Source organism: Marinobacterium zhoushanense, assembly GCF_014641945.1.
Taxonomy (GTDB): domain Bacteria; phylum Pseudomonadota; class Gammaproteobacteria; order Pseudomonadales; family Balneatricaceae; genus Marinobacterium_D; species Marinobacterium_D zhoushanense.
Window position 1 is genome coordinate 383,946 of the sequence record NZ_BMIJ01000001.1, and the last position, 18,513, is coordinate 402,458.

An 18,513-nucleotide genomic window follows, 5' to 3' on the forward strand; every position below is an offset into this window, starting at 1 on the left:
CCGCATGATTAAGAATTTTCTTCCAACAAAGGGCAAAACATTACCTGACCAAGAGGTCAAATTATAAGTTGACTTGAAAGTCAGCTTTTACTTTAATCAGCCCATACCCAACGAGCCCCGTAACAAACACGGCTCCGTATTAAACATCTCCGTATAAAACATAAGTAAAGAAAGGAGGCCCTCCTTGATCAGGTTCTTACTCAACAGAGAGCTGCGGGTCGAAGACCATCTGGACCCCAATATGACGGTGCTGAACTATCTGCGCACCCAGGCCCGCAAGACAGGTACCAAGGAGGGCTGTGCCTCTGGAGACTGCGGTGCCTGTACCGTGGTACTGGGTGAACTGGATGGCGAGCGCATCCGCTACCGCAGCGTCAACTCCTGTCTGACCTTCGTCTCCGCGCTGAACGGCAAGCAGCTGATTACGGTCGAGGACCTGAAACAGGGCGACCGTCTGCACCCAGCCCAGCAGGCGATGGTGGACTGTCACGGCAGCCAGTGTGGTTTCTGTACACCGGGCATTGTCATGTCCATGTTTGCGCTGGGTAAGAATGTCGGCAAACCGGAAAAGGAGGAGATCCACGAAGCCCTGGCCGGCAACCTGTGCCGCTGCACCGGCTATCGCCCCATCGTCGAAGCCGCGGAAAAGATGTACGACGATGTAACCCCGGACAGTTTCGATCGTGAGCAGGCCGACACCCTCGCCCGCCTGCGCGAGATTCAGCCCCAGGCGCAAGCGGAGCTGAAGTACGGCAGAAAAGCCGCCTACAACCCGACCACCCTGGCGGAACTGGCCGCCCTCAAAGAGCAGCATCCCGAGGCACGCCTGGTCGCCGGCGGTACCGATCTGGCACTGGAGGTGACCCAGTTGCGCAAGGAGATCGACACCCTGATCTATGTTGGCGATATTGCGGAGATGAAACAGGTCCAGGTGTTCGATGACCGTATCGAACTGGGTGCTGCCGCGTCGCTGACCGACTGCTACCAGGCCTTGAGCCACGACTATCCCGATTTCGGCGCCCTGCTTCACAGGTTCGCCTCCCTGCAGATCCGCAACCAGGGCACCCTGGGCGGCAATATCGGCAATGCCTCGCCGATTGGTGACTCTCCCCCCGCACTGATCGCCCTGGGCGCACAGCTGGTGCTGCGCCAGGGTGAGCAGAGCCGCACCCTTGATCTGCAGGATTACTTTATCGACTACAAGGTCACCGCCCAGCAGCCGGGTGAGTTCATCGAGAAGGTGATCGTGCCGCGGGCCGCCGATAACGGCGAGTTCCGCAGCTACAAGATCTCCAAGCGGATCGATGACGATATCTCCGCCGTACTCGGCTGCTTCAACCTAGTGATCCGCGATGGCCGGGTCCAGTCCGCCCGCGTCGCCTTCGGTGGTATGGCGGCGATTCCGAAGCGCGCCAGCCAGTGCGAACAGGCACTGACCGGGGCCGAGTGGAACCGCGACACCATCGAAAAGGCGAAACAGGCGCTGGCGCAGGACTTCAGTCCGATCTCCGACTTCCGTGCCTCCCGCGAGTACCGCCAGTTGACGGCCGTCAACCTGCTGACCCGGTACTTTGTCGAGCTTGAATCCCCAGAAGTAGAAACACGGGTGACCGCATATGTCTAATCATCATCAGAACAAGAAAAGCTACGCCGAAATGCTGGAACTGGTTAAACAGGACCTGACCACCGGCGTCGGCCGCAGCGTCAAGCATGAGAGTGCGGCAAAGCAGGTCAGCGGCGAAGCGGTCTATGTCGACGACCGCCTCGAGTTCCCCAACCAGCTGCACGTCTATGCCCGCATGTCGGACAAGGCCCATGCCCGCATCACCAAGCTGGATGTGAGCCCCTGCTACAACTTCCCCGGTGTGGCGATCGCCATCACCGCCAAGGATGTGCCGGGCCAGCTGGATATCGGCGCCGTGCTGCCCGGCGATCCTCTGCTGGCCGATGGCCTGGTCGAGTACTACGGCCAACCGGTACTGGCGGTTGCCGCCAACGACCTGGAAACCGCGCGCAAGGCGGCGATGGCCGCCATCGTCGAGTATGAAGAGCTGGATCCGGTACTCTCGGTCGAACAGGCGCTGGAGCAGGAACACTTCGTCAGCGAGCCGCATACCCACAAACGGGGCGATTCCGCTGCGGCACTGGCCGGCGCACAGCACAGGATCACCGGTCAGGTCCATATCGGCGGCCAGGAACACTTCTACCTGGAAACCCAGATCTCCTCGGTGGTGCCCACCGAAGATGGCGGCATGATCGTGTTCACCTCCAGCCAGAACCCCACCGAGGTGCAGAAGCTGGTCGCCGAGGTGCTCGGCGTCTCCTTCAACAAGGTTCAGATCGATATGCGCCGCATGGGCGGCGGCTTTGGCGGCAAGGAGACTCAGGCCGCGGGCCCGGCCTGCATCGCGGCCGTGGTGGCCCACCACACCCGCCGTCCGGTCAAGATGCGTTTGCCGCGTATGGAAGACATGATGATGACCGGCAAGCGTCACCCCTTCTTCAACCAGTACGAGGTCGGCTTTGACGACAATGGCCGCATCACCGGTTGCGAGATGAAGCTGGCCGGTAACTGCGGCTACTCGCCGGATCTGTCCAACTCCATCGTCGACCGCGCCATGTTCCACAGCGATAACGGCTACTACCTGGGTGACGCCACCATCACCGGCTACCGCTGCAAGACCAACCTGGCCTCCAACACCGCCTACCGCGGTTTCGGCGGTCCCCAGGGTCTGATCATGCCGGAGATCATTCTGGATGATATCGCCCGCCGCCTGGGCAAGGATCCGCTGGAGGTGCGCAAGCTCAACCTGTACGGCGGCGAAGGCCGGGATACCACCCACTACTACCAGAAGGTGGAGGACAACGCCCTGCCGCAGATGATCGATGACCTGGAACGGAGCAGCGACTACCAGGCTCGCCGCCAGGCGATCCGCGAGTACAACGCCAAGAGTCCGATCCTGAAGAAGGGTCTGGCGCTGACCCCGGTGAAGTTTGGTATCTCCTTTACCGCCACCTTCCTGAACCAGGCCGGCGCGCTGATCCATATCTACACCGATGGCAGCATCCACCTGAACCACGGCGGTACCGAGATGGGCCAGGGCCTGAACACCAAGGTCGCCCAGGTGGTGGCCGAGGAGTTCCAGGTCGACTTCGACACCATCCAGATCACCGCCACCAATACCGACAAGGTGCCGAACACCTCGCCGACGGCGGCCTCCTCCGGTGCCGACCTGAACGGTAAGGCGGCGCAGAACGCGGCGCGCACCATCAAGCAGCGTCTGGTCGAGTTCGCCGCGCGCCACTTCAACGTGACTGAAGAGGATGTCACCTTCCGCAACAACCACGTGCTGATCCGCGATGAAGTGATGCCGTTCGCCGAGTTTATCCAGCTGGCGTACTTCAACCAGATCTCACTGTCGAGTACCGGCTTCTACCGCACACCGAAGATCTACTACGACCGCGACACCGCCCGTGGCCGCCCGTTCTACTACTACGCCTACGGCTGCGCCTGCAGCGAAGTGGTGGTCGACACCCTGACCGGCGAGTACAAGATCCTGCGCGCCGACATCCTGCACGACGTGGGTGCCTCGCTGAACCCGGCGATCGATATTGGTCAGGTCGAGGGCGCCTTCGTTCAGGGCGCCGGCTGGCTTACCACGGAGGAACTGGTCTGGAACGACAAGGGCCGGCTGATGACCTCTGGCCCGGCCAGCTACAAGATCCCGGCGGTCACCGATATGCCGATCGATTTCCGTGTGCGACTGGTGGAGAACCGCAAGAACGCCGAGGACACCGTGTACCACTCCAAGGCGGTCGGTGAGCCCCCGTTCATGCTCGGCATCTCTGTGTTCTGCGCCATCAAGGACGCCATCGCCAGTGTCGCCGATTACCGGCTCAGCCCGGCCATCGATGCACCGGCCACACCGGAGCGGGTGCTCTGGGCGATCCGCGATATGGAGCAGCACCAGCAGCAGGCCCGCACTGCAGCGGTTGCCGAGACCGTATAAAAGCGCCCCGGAACGGCACCAATGACAATAAGAACCACGGGAGCAGCAAGATGAACAGCGAGTGGATCAAGGCCCTGAGCCAGCTTGAAGCCGACGCCACCCCGGCGGTGATGATCACCGTTGTCGATGAGCGCGGCTCCACCCCCCGCAATGCCGGCGCCAAGATGGTGGTCAGCGCAGCGGAACGCTTCGACACCATCGGCGGCGGCCACCTGGAGCACAAGGCGATCAAGATCGCCCGTGCCATGCTCGAGGAGAAGCAGGAACAGCCGCGGCTGGAACGTTTCTCCCTCGGCGCCAGCCTGGGGCAGTGCTGCGGCGGGGCCACCACGCTGCTGTTCGAGCCGCTCAATGCCGGTATCGTGCAGATCGCGCTGTTCGGTGCCGGCCATGTGGCCCGTGCGCTGGTGCCGATCCTGGCCACCCTGCCCTGCCGTATACGCTGGATCGACTCCCGCGAGGATGAATTTCCCGCTCACATCCCCGAGGGGGTGGAGAAGGTGGTCAATGAGTTCCCGGTGGACGAGATCGAGTCGCAAGCCGCCGGCAGCTACTTCATCATCATGACCCATAACCATCAGCTCGATCAGGAGCTCACCGAAGCGATATTGAAACGGAACGATTTCAAATACTTCGGCCTGATCGGCTCACAGACCAAGCGCAAGAAGTTCGAGCATCGGCTGAAGGCCAAGGGCTTTGACGACGCGCAGTTAGAACGCATGACCTGTCCCATGGGCATACCGGAGGTCAAAGGCAAGCTGCCCGCCGAGATCGCGGTGTCCGTGGCCGGCGAGGTGATCGCCCGGTATAACGCCGCGTTCGGCAGCAAAGCCAGCGCCCCAAAGGACACTCCTTTTGAAGTACCTGCGGTGGAGCGGCTGGCGATCTGACGCCCGGCCGATCCATCCGCTCCCCTGTTACTCAAGACAGTTACGCAATACCGGAACCGACCGACATGACACAATCTCCGTCCACCTCTAACGCTACCACTTCCGCCACAGCCTACCGTGCCGCCATCCTCGACAGCCTGGGCGACCCGGCTGAACTGGGACTCGAGAACAGCTATCGCTACTTTGAAGACGGCATGATGGTCGTCGAGAACGGACGCATCACCGCCCTGGGCCATGCCCCGGAGATCATGAAGGGCCTGCAGTCAGGCACCAAGATCCACCACTATGAAGATGCCCTGATCACGCCGGGCTTTATCGACACCCATATCCATTACCCGCAGACCGGCATGATCGCCTCCTACGGTGATCAGTTGCTCGACTGGCTGGAGAACTACACCTTCCCCGCCGAACAAAAATTCGTCGACCCGGCCCATGCCGAACAGGTCTCGGAGATCTTTCTCAACGAGTTGTTGCGCAACGGTACCACCACCGCCCTGGTGTTCGGCACCGTGCATCCGCAGTCGGTGGATGCCTTCTTCAGCAGCGCCGAAAAGCGCAACCTGCGCATGATTGCCGGCAAGGTACTGATGGACCGCAATGCGCCGGAAGCCCTAACCGACACCCCGGAGAGCGGCTACCGCGACAGCAAGGCGCTGATTGAGCGCTGGCACGGCAAGGGCCGCCTGCACTACGCGGTCACCCCGCGCTTCGCGCCGACCAGCAGCCCGGAACAGCTCGCCACCGCGGGACAGCTGCTGCGTGAGTACGACGGGTTGTACATGCACACCCACCTGTCGGAGAACCGCAACGAGATCGAATGGGTCAAGGCGTTGTTCCCGGAACAGAACGGCTACCTGGATGTGTACGACCACCACAACCTGCTCGGTCAGCGCTCGGTGTTTGCCCACGGCGTGCACCTGTGCGACGAGGAGTGCCAGCGCCTGGCCGAAACCGACTCTGCCATCGCCTTCTGCCCCACCTCCAACCTGTTCCTCGGCAGCGGCCTGTTCAACCTGCCGCAGGCGGAGCAGCACAAGATCAAGGTAGGCCTCGGCACCGATGTCGGTGCCGGCACCAGCTTCTCGATGCTGCAGACGATTAACGAAGCGTACAAGGTGATGCAGCTGCAGGGTAAGAAACTGCACCCGTTCAAGTCCTTCTATCTGGCTACCCTCGGTGGCGCCCGCGCGCTGCAGCTGGAACAGCAGGTCGGCACCCTGGAGCCGGGCAGCGAAGCGGACTTCGTGGTACTGGATTACAATTCCACACCGCTGATGAGCTACCGCATGCAGCAGGCAAAGGATCTGGAGGAGCGCCTGTTCGTGCTGATGACGCTGGGCGACGACCGGGCGATCAAATGCACCTTCGCCATGGGAGAGCTGGTGTATAGCCGGGACTGAGCCTGTCACCATCCCATAAAAAAACGCCCGAGCGGGCGTTTTTTTATGGTCGACTGAAACCCTTAGCTCGACTTGCGGCCAAGGACATTGGAGAAGATCGCCTTCAGATCGTTATCCGCGGCTTCATCATCCAGGCTCAGCTTATGCTCGATATGATCCAGGTGGTGCATCATCAGCGCCACCGCCTTGCTCTTGTCCCGCTGTGCGATGGCATCAATCAGCTCGAAGTGCTCATCGTAGGAGCAGTGTGACTTGGACTCACCCTTCTCAAACTGGGCGATGATCAGTGAGCAGAGCGACACCAGGCTGCGCTGGAAGCTCAGTAACGGCGGATTCTTGGCCATCTCGGCCAGGTACAGATGGAACTCACCGGACAGACGGATACCGGCACCGAGATCGCCACGATCAAAGCAGGCCTGCTCGTCACGTACCAGCTGTTTCAACTGCTCGATCTGGGCCGTTTCGGCGTTGTCGCACACCAGCTCGGTGACCGCCTTCTCCACCACCCGGCGGGCAAAGACGATCTGCCGCGCTTCATCGATAGTGGGGCTGGCCACCACGGCACCGCGATTGGGCCGCAACACCACCACCTGTTCATAGCCGAGCCGAGACAGCGCACGCCGAATGATGGTACGACTGACACCGAAGATCTCACCCAGAGACTCCTCGTTCAGCTTGGTTCCGGGCGGCAGCCGCTGCTCCAGAATGGCGTCGAAGATATGCTCGTAGACGATGTCGTCCTGGGTTTTCTTCTCACCCTTTTTCGGATCACTTTTCTTGATTTCGGTTAACCGACTCATAAGGCCTCATCAACTGTGCGCTGGCGTTCTTACGACACCGGCCAAGGAGATCCCCGCCCTAAGGACGGATTAATAAATCGTACACAATGGACCACTTTTTGTACACATTAATCCCTGGCCCAAGACCCAGACATCAACAACCTACGCCCAAGATAGCCCAGCCGTCGCTCAAGCTCTCCCTCGCCGCCTCGTATCTGTCGACTGCCTTGACTATCAACCCCATTCATCAACTATGCATTTCACTTAATGAAAAAACCTGACTCCTAGGTTGATTTTTATGTATACAATCCTATTATGGATCTAAGCACAATCTTGAAAGGAGGGTGCCAAGGGTAACCGTACACACATCTATGGTTTCCCGAGTTTCCAAGGAATGAAACACAACATCCCCCGGCAGTCGAATGCGTTTGACGGCCAGCCATAAAAATAAATAGGGGCGACAAGCCCCCATTGAGGAGATAAAGTTGTGGAAAGCATACAGCAACAAGAAGTAGCGCTGGACACGGCCATGTCAGACCAAGCTCCGTCAGATCGACGCGCATCAGGCCAACGCCGTTTTATCGACCGTTTCTTCAAACTGCAGGAACACAGGACCAACGTGCGGACCGAGGTGATCGCGGGCCTGACCACGTTCATCACCATGTCCTACATCATGTTCCTGAACCCGATCATCATGTCCAAAACCGGCATGCCGTTCGATGGCCTGTTCCTGGCCACCTGCATCGGCGCCGCGATCGCGACGATCTTCATGGGTGTCTATGCCAACTGGCCGATAGGATTGGCGCCGGGCATGGGACTCAACGCCTTCTTTACCTTCACCGTTGTCCTGGAGATGGACTACAGCTGGCAGGTCGCGCTGGGGGCCGTGTTCCTGTCCGGAGTGCTGTTCGTCGCGATGAGTGTGACCCGGCTGCGTGAATGGATGCTCAACAGCATACCGCTCAGCCTGCGTCTGGCGATGACCGCCGGTGTCGGCCTGTTCCTCGGTTTCATCGGCCTGCGTTTTACCGGCATCGTCGTCCCTAACGCGGACAACGTGGTCGCCCTGGCCGATCTGACCCACTTCGGTTTCGGCCAGTTTGGCCCCGAAGCGCCGGCGCTAGGCCTGCTGAGCTTCCTGCTGATCAGCATCCTCAGCTACCGCCGTGTATTCGGCTCGGTGATACTGGGCATCGGTATCACCACCGCTGTCGCCTTCCTGATGGCCGCGGTACTTCCCTATGACTTCTTCACCGTCAGCGTTGATTGGGCACCCGCCTCCGGCTTCGTGTCCTGGCCTGAGGGTGGACTGGTTGCAGTGCCCAACTTTGCCGACCTGTCACCAGTGTTCATGCAGCTGGATATCGCCGGGGCGTTTGAAGTCGCGCTGATCCCGGTCATCATCACCTTCCTGTTCGTCAATATCTTCGACACTGCCGGCACCCTGATGGGTGTCGCCCAGCGCGCTAACCTGCAGGATGAGAACGGCAACATCGAAGGTCTGGACAAGTCACTCAAGGCTGACTCAATCTCCTCCGTTATCGGCACCGCCTTCGGTTGCCCGCCGGTGACCTCCTACGTGGAGTCCGCAGCCGGCGTATCGGCAGGCGGACGCACCGGCCTGACTGCCGTGGTGATCGGTGTCATGTTCCTGTTCGGCCTGTTCCTGCTGCCGCTGGCGCAGATGCTGCCTGGGTTTGCCGTGGATGGCGCGCTGATCTATGTCGCCATGCTGATGATGGGCTCACTGGCCAAGATCGACTGGGAGGATATGACCGAGTTTACCCCGGCCATTCTCACCACTATCATGATGCCGCTGACCTTCTCCATCGCCAACGGCATAGCGGTCGGCTTTGTCTCCTACACAGCGCTGAAGCTGTGTACCGGCAAGGCATCGTCTATCAGTGCCGGTGTTTGGGCTCTGACGGCGATCTTCGTGGCCAAGTTTATCTTCCTGCCCTAAGCAACGGCAGGTTCTTAATCCAACAGACCGAGCCCCCCTTCATTAAAGGGGGGCTCTTTGCGTGAGAGACAACCATGACATTCGAAAGCTGGTCGCTGTTCTGCCTGGCCTCCCTGCTGGTGATCCTGATCCCAGGCCCGCTGTCACTGCTGATGGTCGCCAACAGCCTGAACCACGGCATACGGCGTAGTCTGCCCGCTTTCTTAGGTGGCACCCTCGCCTCGCTGACCCTGCTGCTCGCCTCCGCCACCGGCCTGGGCGCCCTGCTGTCAGCCTCGGAAACCCTGTTCACGCTGATCCGCTATGCCGGTGCACTCTACCTGATCTGGCTGGGCTACAAAGCCTGGCGAGAAGCGGGACAGCAGCAGCCAACCAGCGATAAGCAGCCGCTCAAGCCCGTCGCCTCCCGGATGTTCCTGCGCGCCTTCACCTTGGGTATCAGTAACCCGAAGGACATTCTGTTCTTCGTTGCCTTCCTGCCGCAGTTCATCTCGCCGGAAACGGCCCTGCTGCCGCAGCTGCTGGTGATGTCGCTGAGCTGGTGCCTGCTCGATCTGGTCTGCAAACTGGCCTACGGCGGCGGTGCCCGCCTGCTGACCCCGGTGCTGAAAAACGGTCGTAACCTGCAGCACTTCAACCGCGCCAGCGCCGGGTTGTTTGTCGGCATCGGTGGCGCGGTGCTGATCAAGTAGTCCTTCGCACCGAACTGAATCCGCCAAAAAAAAGGAGCCGGGCAACCCCGACTCCTTTTGCTCTCTTCTTACACTGCTCCCTTCTTACACTGCTCCCTTATTACCCGGCTAAGCCCTGCACCTAACGCTCCCTGCTTCATCACTTCGCTACCGGCAGATAGATACCGTCAAAGAAGGATGCGAGTTCCTGGTAAGCGTCCAGCGGCAGGATATGCGCGATGTACTGGTCCGGACGCACGACGATCATGCAGCCCTTTTCACGATTGATGCCACGCATCTGGTAGATATCGCCCAGCCCCTTGTGGTCCACGCAGAAAACTTTCTCGTGATCCTGCAGACCGAGCTTGCCTTTGGTCGGCTTCAGCAGCGACGGCATATCTTCATACGCAAGGGCATTGAAGGTCTGCTGGAATACAGCGCGCAGGTCGATCAGCGCATCGATATCCTGATCCTTGCCAGTGTATTTCACCACAGGCGAATTCGGATTGCTCTGCAGCCAGTCGGCCAGCTTGTGGATCGCGGAACCCGGCGCCGAGCTGTCTTTCTTGCCGGCAAAGGCGTAGATCCGCCACCTGGCATCGGCCTCTGCTACATGACCGAGCTGCATCTGCTTGGCGTCGGACAAACGCACCACCGGAGCCGAATGGAAGCGACGACCGATCTCCTCGCCTCTGGCCAGCAGTTGGTGAGTGGCCGGTCCAACGAGAGCGGATTCACCGTATTTCACCGCCAGGCCACTAGTGAACTCGAGATTCGCCTTGAACTGACGCACGAAGCGCGGCTCATCGCCATTGTCCAGTGAAGACTGCCCAGCCGGAGCGGACATGATACGCGCCCACTCATGGTCGGTATCGACCAGGCGCTTGGCCTCGGCCCAGCGTTCCGCCGAGTAGCTGTGCAGCAGGCTCGCATCGGCGCGCCCCTGCAGTACATGCGCCAGCTTCCAGCCCAGGTTGAAGGTGTCCTGCATCGACACGTTCATCCCCTGGCCCGCCTTGGGGCTGTGGGTATGGCAGGCGTCACCGGCGGTAAAGACACGCGGGTTGCGGGTCGCCTGTTCGCCGGCGGGCACGTCGTCGAACTTGTCGGTCATGCGATGCCCAATCTCATAGATCGACCACCAGGCCACCTCTTTCACGTCGATGCTGTAGGGCTGCATGATGCGGTTGGCACCGGCGATCAGGTCATCGACGGTGAAGTTGCGGTTGGCCACGCGCTCGTCCGGGTTCAGCTTGTCCAGTTCCACATACATGCGGAACAGGTAACCGCCTTCGCGCGGCAGGATCAGCACGTTGCCCTCATGGGCGGAGGTGATCAGACACTTCTGGCGCACATCGGGGAAATTGGTATTGGCAAGGATATCCATGACACCCCAAGCCTGATGCGCCGCGTCGCCATGCAGCTCGCCGCCGATCGCCTTGCGCACGTTTGAGCGCGCACCGTCACAGCCGACCACATAGTTGGCGCGCACGACCCTGGTTTCGCCCTTGTTCACGCCGGTGTTTTCCAGAATCACGGTCACCGGATATTCATCAGTTGTGGTATCGACCTGCAGATCGCGCACCGCCCAGCTATAGTCCGGTTCCAGGCGGGTGGTGGAGTTGCGCATCACGTCGAGGAACAGCTCATGCACCCGCGCCTGGTTGATCAGGATATGCGGCATCTCGGAGGAGTCATCGGCTACGTCCTGTACCCGGCCGATGCGCTTGATGTTTTTCGGATTCTCCGGGTCCGGCATCCAGAAGTTGGTCTGGTTGACCCAGTAGCTTTCGCGCTTGACCTTGTCGGCGAAACCGAACGCCTGGAACATCTCCATGGTCCGGGTGTTGATGCCGTCGGCCTTGCCCTTTTCGATCGGACCCGGAGTGGGGTCCACGATCATGGTATCGATCTCGGGGAACTGGGACAGCTGTGCGGCCAGGCACAGGCCGGTCGGACCGGTGCCCGCAATCAGAACATCCACTTTTTCGGGTAGAGGGGCAAACTCGCTACGGTCACGTCGCGTTGATGTTGCGTCTTTACGATCGGGATCACCACCGCGGAAACCATCTACATAATATTGCATCGTTGTTTTTCCTCGCTTTCTTGTTCTGATTGCCTTAATAGTAAGTACACTTACATTTCAAATAATATCTATACTTACTTTTATGGGTCAACTAATAAGTATACTTACTATTCCATAGGCGATGGCTTTTTGGGGGAAATACTGACCCAGATCAATATTTGCGAGAGTGATTATGGATTTGCACAAAAAGCCCGGGCACCTGATCAGACGCCTGAATCAAAACTCGACCGCCGTGTTCAGCAATCACATGCAGCAGGTCGGCCTGGATCTAACGCCGGTTCAGTTCGCCGCGATGGACGTCATTGCCCGCATTCCCGGCATTGACCAGGCAAAAGTCGCCGCCGAAATCGGCTACGATCGCGCCACCATTGGCGGTGTGGTCGACCGTTTGGAGCAGAAGGGGTATATCGAGCGCACGGTGTGTAAGCATGACCGGCGCGCTCGCGAGGTAAGGCTCACCGAAAAGGGGTCGGAGGTGTTTGACCAGGTCGCGCCGGTGGTGCAAGCGCTACAGGCGGACATTCTGCCCGGACTGAGTCTTGCAGAACGCGACAAGTTCATCGAGCTGGCCAGCAAGGCGCTCGCCCACATCGATGGGTAATGCCCCGAGAGGCAAAACGCGGGGCTAACGCCAATGACCGCGGCAGTAGCACGGCGGCTAAAAAAACCACTAATGGTTTTACCTGAGCAGTTGCTAACGGAAATGCGCCACATGAGCATGGAGTTCTAACATGAGTGTGAAAGCGGTACCGCTATCTAGCACCTATTGACGCTGTTAAAGCAGCACGGCATCCCGCTCACCATCTTTGCGGCTGTCATAGCCGTGGAACCTCATACCGATGTATCCCGAGTGATGGTGGAAGCCGGAGATTTTTAACCTCCCGTCATACTCATAAACCTCAGGATCTGAGGCTCAGCATCCAATTTGAACTCATGCCGTTCGGGCTTGATCGCCATCGCCGCCATGATCGTCCGCTCCAGCCGCCCGACATCGCCGGGATAGCGCCGAACTATCTCACGCAGGTCCACGGAATGCTCGTTGCCCAGGCACAGCAATAGCCGCCCCTCGACGGTTACACGGACCCTGTTGCACTCGCCACAGAAGTTGTGGCTGTGCGGCGAAATGAAACCGATACGGGTATCACTGCCCGCCATGCGGTAGTAGCGCGAGGGTCCACCGGTTCGTTCGGTAGAGGGGTATAACGGATACCGGCTCGATATGAGTTCACGAAGATTGTCACTGGAGCAGAAGCTTTCACCCCTGTCATGTTCGGTGATCTGGCCCAGCGGCATCTCCTCGATAAAGCTGATATCGAGCGACGCCCGGCGTGCGAAATCGACCAGATCAAGCACTTCATCCTCATTACGCCCGCGCAATACCACCGTATTGAGTTTGACGCGTGTGAAACCGGAACTGCGTGCGGCTTCGATGCCTGCCAGCACCCGATCAAGACTGCCGTTTCGGGTCAGCTCACGAAAACGGTCGCCACGCAGGGAATCCAGACTGATGTTCAAACGCCGGACACCACAACTTGCCAGTTCATGCGCCATCTGCGGTAGTTGAGTACCGTTGGTGGTGAGCACCAGCTCCGCCGGCAACTGCCCCAGGCGCTCGATCAGGGTCAGGATGCCCCGCCGCACCAGCGGTTCGCCCCCGGTTAGACGGATCTTGTTGACCCCCAGCCGGACAAAACCCGCCGCTACCTGGTACAGCTCCTCCAGCGACAACACCTCGGCGTGGGGCAGAAAGCGCATATCGTCCGCCATACAGTACACGCAGCGCAGGTCGCAGCGGTCGGTCACCGACAGGCGCAGGTAGTCGATGCGCCGGCCAAAGCGGTCCTGCAACAACGTTCCCCTGCCTGAGTTCATCGCGCCGCCTGCACCAGTCCCACTTCACGACCGAGCTGGGATACGCTGAGGATGGCGAGCAGCGCCAGCACCAAGGCACCGTATCCCAGGCTCTCGTAACCGAAGAACTGGACCAGTGTGCCGCCGAGGAAGGGGCCGATACCGGAGCCGATCATGTTCATCGCTGGTGTCGCCGCCACGGCGCGGCCCGAGGGATCCTTGTCCGCGAAATAGCCGAAGGCGAAGGTGTGGGTAAACACCATGATGAATGGGTAAAAGCACACAGCGATGGCATAAGCGGGAAAAGCCGTGGTCATCACGATCACCAGGGTCAGAGCCGCCTGTAGTGCAGGGCCTGCCAGCATCACCTTGGGTGCCGACCAGCGACCGTGCATCAGCATGGCGGCCAACCCCGGCAACATGCCAACCAGCCCCGTTGCCAGCAGCACGCCGGATACCTGGGCGGTGCTGTAACCATGCATATCACTGCCGACACGCTCGACGAAACTAAACGTCATCGCCTGCAGGATCGCCATCAGGCTGACGCCGAAGATGCCAAACCACACCTGGCGGGGAATTCTCTCCCTTGCCACTTGATGCGTCGGCGTTTTCGCCTTCCTGTTGTCGATATGCGGAAACAACAACAGTGTCATGATTGCCGCCAGCGCCATCACCGAACCGAAAATAACGAATAACGCGGGTCCGCCGAAGGTTTCGATAATCGTCGGCGAGCCACCCAGAAACAGGATGGCAAAGCTGCCGAGGGAGAACTGCGCCAGACCGAAAAGTTTATGCGGATTGCTAGCGCGGCCGATGGAACCGTGCGTGAACGACAGACTCATGCCGGTGGTCAGCCCACCGCAAGCATGCAGAATCGCCAGCAAGATATAGTGATCGGTGGTGGTGGCGACAAAAAAGGCGATAGAGGTCAGGCAGAACCCCAGAGGCACCAGAAGCCGGGGCTTGAAGCGATTGAATCTGGGCGACCAGAACAGGCTGGCAACCACTACACCCATCAGAAACAGCGTCGCCAACCCTCCCGCCTTCTGCGGCGTGAAGTGGTATTGGGAGATCAGAGCCCCAACCCAGACCGGCAGCGCGATCATATCGATCATGCCGGCGACGTGGGCCACACAAAGCGCGGTGCGGCCACGGATACTGTCTATTGTTATCATTGTTGTCTCTCCAGAGAGTAAACAGGCACCAGAATCTGATAAGGCCAGGACATCAAGCCCGTTCAATCAGCCTGAGCCACTACCTGACCCCGAGGAGCTTTCAGCTCGGGCAGTATGAAGTGGCACAGCGCCGGAATCAGGATCAGAGCACCCAGCATGTTCCACAGGAACATAAAGGTGAGCAGCACACCCATATCGGCCTGAAATTTGATCGGTGACCACGCCCAGGTGCCCACCCCCACCGCCAGCGTGATGCCGGTCAGGATCACGACCTTGCCGGTAAACAGCAGGGCGCGGTAATACGCTTCCGACAGGCTTTGTCCGAAACGCAGTCCGGTCAGCGTGACGGTGAGGATATAGAGCGCATAGTCGACACCGATGCCGACCCCCAGCGCAATCACCGGCAGAGTTGCGACCTTGACCCCTATGCCGAGTACCACCATCAGCGCTTCAGCGAGGATCGAGGTCAACATCAACGGTAAGATAGCCACCACCACGGCCCGCCAGGAGCGGAAGGTGATAAAGCAGAGCAAGACCACCGCACCGTAGACCAGCAACAGCATCAGGTTCCAGGCGTTATGGACCACCTCGTTGGTCGCTGCATCGATGCCAGCCCTGCCGGCGGCCATGACGAAGTGCACATCCTCAGTGTTGTTCTCGGCAGCGAAAGCGGCGACATGGTCGACAACCCGTTCCAGAGTCCCCGCCTTGTGATCGGCAAGGTAGACAAAGAGGGTCAGCAGGTCACAGGCATCGTTATAGACGCCGCGTGGCACATAGGTGGTAGCCGAGTTCAGCATCGCCTGGTTGGCTACCAGGTCATTCCATTTGAAATTGCCCTCGCTGAGGCCAACGATCACCCGGCGGGTCACTTGGGCCATGCTGTTGGTCGACTCGACGCCCGGAAGCTGCCGCAGCGACCACTCCAGCGCGTCCAGTTTCATCAGGGTATCGTAGCGGCTGCACTGGTCCTTGGGTGTCTCGACCATGACGGCAAACAGGTCGCTGCTGGCGCCATAGGCACTGTTCATAAACGCCACATCCTGGTTGTAACGGCTATCCGGGTTCAGCTCCGGCGCCCCCGGATCCAGGTCACCGATCTTCAGCGACTGGCTGGTATAGAGCCCCGCCATAGCCAGTAGCACCGCAACGACTATCGCTCTGCCGGCCCAGCGCCGCTCGGTAAAATGATCGAGAAAACGCCACAGTGGGTGCTTGGCCTCGCCGAGCTTATCCGCTGTTTCGGCACGCAGGCTGCGCTCGGCTGCTCGCGGAGAGACTCCGACATAGGAGAGCAGGATCGGCAGTAAAATCAGGTTGGTAAAAATCAGTACGCCGACACCGATCGAGGCGGCGATCGCCAGCTCGCGGATGACCTGGATATCGATCACCAGCAGTACGGCGAAGCCCACCGCATCCGCCAGCAGGGCGGTCAGGCCGGCGATGAACAAGCGACGGAAGGTATATCGGGCAGCAATATACTTGCTCATGCCGCGTCCCACATCCTGCATGATGCCGTTCATCTTCTGCGCACCATGGCTCATGCCAATGGCGAACACCAGAAAAGGCACCAGGATCGAGTAAGGGTCCAACACAAATCCGAGGGTCGGCAGCAAGCCCAATTGCCAGGTAACCGCAATGATTGAACTGAGCACAACCAGAACGGTGCTGCGAATACAGCGCGTATACCAGAATACGATAGCGCCGGCGAGCATGATCGCACCGGCAAAGAAGGCGAGAATCTGATACAGGCCATCGATCAGGTCACCGACGATCTTCGCGAAACCGGTGATGTGGATATGGATATCATCCGACTGGTAACGGTTGCGGATATCCTCCAGGGTGCGCGCTAATGCACTGTAATCCAGCTCGCTACCGTCCGGCAGCTGAGCCAGCAGGGGTACATATATCACGCTGGAGCGCTCATCCTGCGCCACGATCTGGCCGATAGTGCCGGAGCGCGCCACATTGGCCCGCAGTTGGACCAGATCCTCAGGCTCGCCCTTGAAGCCACGCGGGATAACCGGCCCCCCTTCAAGCCCCGTTTCCGTTACCCCCATCCAGGTGGTATTCGGAGTCCAGATCGACTTCATGTAGCGTCGATCCACACCGGGCACGAGAAACAGCTCATCGCTGATCTTGCGCAGGGTTTCCATATAGGCGGCATCGTAGATACCACCCTGGCGGGTTTCCACGGCGACCCGAACCGCATTACCGAGTCCGGTCAGATCATCAGCGTGCTCGCGAAACGCCAGCACGAATGGATGATGGCCGGGGATGGTCTTCTCGTAGCTGGAATTAAATCGCAGGTTGAACGCCTGGTAACCCAGTACCAGAGTGACCAGCAGGCAGGTCAGCACAACCACCAAGCGATTGTTGAACAGCACCCGCTCCACCAGAGTGCCACTGCTGCGGTCGAAATCGATCTCTTCGATCACACTTATTTCCTGGCTCGGGTACTTCATGGTTTACCGCTCCCTGCCACCATCGTCGGCATGGTCAAAGGACCGACAGTACCGCCCATGCCAGTCACAAAAAGTTGTTCATTATCGACCAGCACGGCATCGCTGGCCGGCGGCAGGGCCTCGATCTCCAGTCGTGAATAGTGCAGGTCAACTTCTGCACCCGGTTCCAGTCGCCACAACTGCCCCGCCTGGTCGGTTAATAGAAACGCGCCATCGGCAAGAGACTCCACCGCGGAGACCGACGCCGTACCACCGCCCTCGACCTGCTGCCAGCTATCGCCAGCGTCACGGGATAGGAAAACGTTGCCGCGCAGCCCAGCGACCACCAGGTCGCGACCGTTGTAGGCGATATCGAAAAAGCTCCCCTGATAGGGGGTTTCCAAAGCCTGGAACGAATGCCCCCCATCAACAGAACGCATCACCAGACCAAATTCACCGGCGATAAAAACGGTTGCCCCCCGAGCATCCACCGCGTACAGGTGCGATTCCATCGGGTTGGGAAGAGCGTAGGAGAGGGGTTTCCAGGTCGTACCAGCGTCATCAGTGGCAAATGCGAGGTTGAACGCCCCCACGGCAATCAGGCGTTTACCTTCCGTTATGGCGATATCGAAAAAGGGTTTATCCGCACCGTCCTGCAAAGACAGTCGGGCCATCGTCAAACGCAGATCATCCAGTTCACCCTTGTCGGCCAACTGTTCGGCTTCGATCAGCAGCAGCTGCGCAGCGCTAACACCATCCAAGACCTGGTGCCAACTGGCGCCGCCATCTTCTGTCGACAGCACCACCCCTGCATGCCCGACCGCCCAGCCGTTTACTGCGTCCTGCATCGCGATCGCATTCAACCCGACCGATACCGGCACGTCAGCCTGCTGCCAATGAGCACCCCGGTCATCGCTCCAGACGATCGCCCCATACTCGCCCACGCCGATCAGGCGCCCGCCAACCAGGTCGATATCCTGCAGGATCAGCCGGGGCATGACGGATGGTGCAATGTCGGTCGCAGGGCGTGACATGGGCGGCGCTATCTCGCCGTGAGCAGCGACAGTCAATGTCAATAACAGCCCACTCAATGCAGACACGCCATAGCGCATCCCTGTGCGACTGAGATTAGTTTTTTTTCGCATAAATCGAGCCACTAGATGGAACCCCGGTGACAGCCGGACAAGCCGGGATTTTATTGTTCGATGAGTACCAGCCCTGTATGGGCCGGTACTCTCTATGCC

The 18,513-nt window shown here is 59.6% G+C and carries 13 protein-coding genes; 7 read left to right on the plus strand and 6 right to left on the minus strand.

The window, feature by feature from the left end; translation table 11 throughout:
- Positions 1 to 184 precede the first annotated feature (184 nt).
- From xdhA to guaD, 4 genes are all read left to right on the plus strand, one after another.
- Positions 185 to 1,624 (plus strand): xanthine dehydrogenase small subunit, encoded by a 1,440-nt coding sequence (gene xdhA, locus IEX40_RS01855; protein WP_188745400.1) that lies wholly within the window; start codon positions 185 to 187, stop codon positions 1,622 to 1,624.
- Positions 1,617 to 4,010, plus strand: coding sequence for a xanthine dehydrogenase molybdopterin binding subunit (xdhB, locus tag IEX40_RS01860; protein ID WP_188745401.1), 2,394 nt, complete (start codon positions 1,617 to 1,619; stop codon positions 4,008 to 4,010). The genes xdhA and xdhB overlap by 8 nt, the downstream gene beginning before the upstream one ends.
- A gap of 50 nt (positions 4,011 to 4,060) precedes the next feature.
- Positions 4,061 to 4,900, plus strand: coding sequence for a xanthine dehydrogenase accessory protein XdhC (gene xdhC, locus IEX40_RS01865; protein WP_188745402.1), 840 nt, complete (start codon positions 4,061 to 4,063; stop codon positions 4,898 to 4,900).
- 65 nt (positions 4,901 to 4,965) lie between these two features.
- Positions 4,966 to 6,300: a guanine deaminase gene (gene guaD, locus IEX40_RS01870; protein WP_188745403.1), complete on the plus strand. Its 1,335-nt coding sequence runs from the start codon at positions 4,966 to 4,968 to the stop codon at positions 6,298 to 6,300.
- 62 nt (positions 6,301 to 6,362) lie between these two features.
- On the opposite strand, the gene IEX40_RS01875 is transcribed toward guaD, so the two are convergent.
- Complete coding sequence (locus tag IEX40_RS01875; protein WP_188745404.1) at positions 6,363 to 7,100, minus strand: GntR family transcriptional regulator; 738 nt, start codon at positions 7,098 to 7,100, stop codon at positions 6,363 to 6,365.
- A gap of 508 nt (positions 7,101 to 7,608) precedes the next feature.
- Here IEX40_RS01875 and IEX40_RS01880 point away from each other — a divergent pair.
- Both IEX40_RS01880 and IEX40_RS01885 read left to right on the plus strand, forming a co-directional pair.
- Positions 7,609 to 9,042, plus strand: coding sequence for an NCS2 family permease (locus tag IEX40_RS01880; protein WP_188745405.1), 1,434 nt, complete (start codon positions 7,609 to 7,611; stop codon positions 9,040 to 9,042).
- 74 nt (positions 9,043 to 9,116) lie between these two features.
- Positions 9,117 to 9,734, plus strand: coding sequence for a LysE family translocator (locus IEX40_RS01885; RefSeq protein WP_188745406.1), 618 nt, complete (start codon positions 9,117 to 9,119; stop codon positions 9,732 to 9,734).
- Positions 9,735 to 9,873: 139 nt separating this feature from the next.
- On the opposite strand, the gene IEX40_RS01890 is transcribed toward IEX40_RS01885, so the two are convergent.
- Complete coding sequence (locus IEX40_RS01890; protein ID WP_188745407.1) at positions 9,874 to 11,799, minus strand: FAD-dependent monooxygenase; 1,926 nt, start codon at positions 11,797 to 11,799, stop codon at positions 9,874 to 9,876.
- Between the two features lie 172 nt (positions 11,800 to 11,971).
- Here IEX40_RS01890 and IEX40_RS01895 point away from each other — a divergent pair, with 172 nt between their 5' ends.
- A complete protein-coding gene (locus IEX40_RS01895) occupies positions 11,972 to 12,400 on the plus strand; it encodes a MarR family winged helix-turn-helix transcriptional regulator (RefSeq protein ID WP_188745408.1) in 429 nt (142 codons plus the stop codon).
- A 272-nt stretch (positions 12,401 to 12,672) separates the two neighbouring features.
- Here IEX40_RS01895 and moaA read toward each other — a convergent pair whose 3' ends face one another.
- The 4 genes from moaA to IEX40_RS01915 all read right to left on the minus strand — a co-directional run bounded on the left by moaA (position 12,673) and on the right by IEX40_RS01915 (position 18,303).
- Positions 12,673 to 13,671 (minus strand): GTP 3',8-cyclase MoaA, encoded by a 999-nt coding sequence (gene moaA / locus IEX40_RS01900; protein ID WP_188745409.1) that lies wholly within the window; start codon positions 13,669 to 13,671, stop codon positions 12,673 to 12,675.
- Positions 13,668 to 14,825 carry an MFS transporter gene (locus IEX40_RS01905; protein ID WP_229680479.1) on the minus strand — a complete coding sequence of 386 codons (1,158 nt, stop codon included), beginning with the start codon at positions 14,823 to 14,825 and terminating at the stop codon, positions 13,668 to 13,670. Before IEX40_RS01905 ends, moaA begins: the two co-directional genes overlap by 4 nt.
- Positions 14,826 to 14,887: 62 nt before the next feature.
- Positions 14,888 to 17,290 carry an efflux RND transporter permease subunit gene (locus IEX40_RS01910; RefSeq protein WP_188745410.1) on the minus strand — a complete coding sequence of 801 codons (2,403 nt, stop codon included), beginning with the start codon at positions 17,288 to 17,290 and terminating at the stop codon, positions 14,888 to 14,890.
- Entirely contained in the window at positions 17,287 to 18,303 is a 1,017-nt protein-coding gene (locus IEX40_RS01915) for a WD40/YVTN/BNR-like repeat-containing protein (RefSeq protein ID WP_188745411.1), read from the minus strand. The genes IEX40_RS01910 and IEX40_RS01915 overlap by 4 nt, the downstream gene beginning before the upstream one ends.
- Between the last annotated feature and the right edge of the window lie 210 nt (positions 18,304 to 18,513).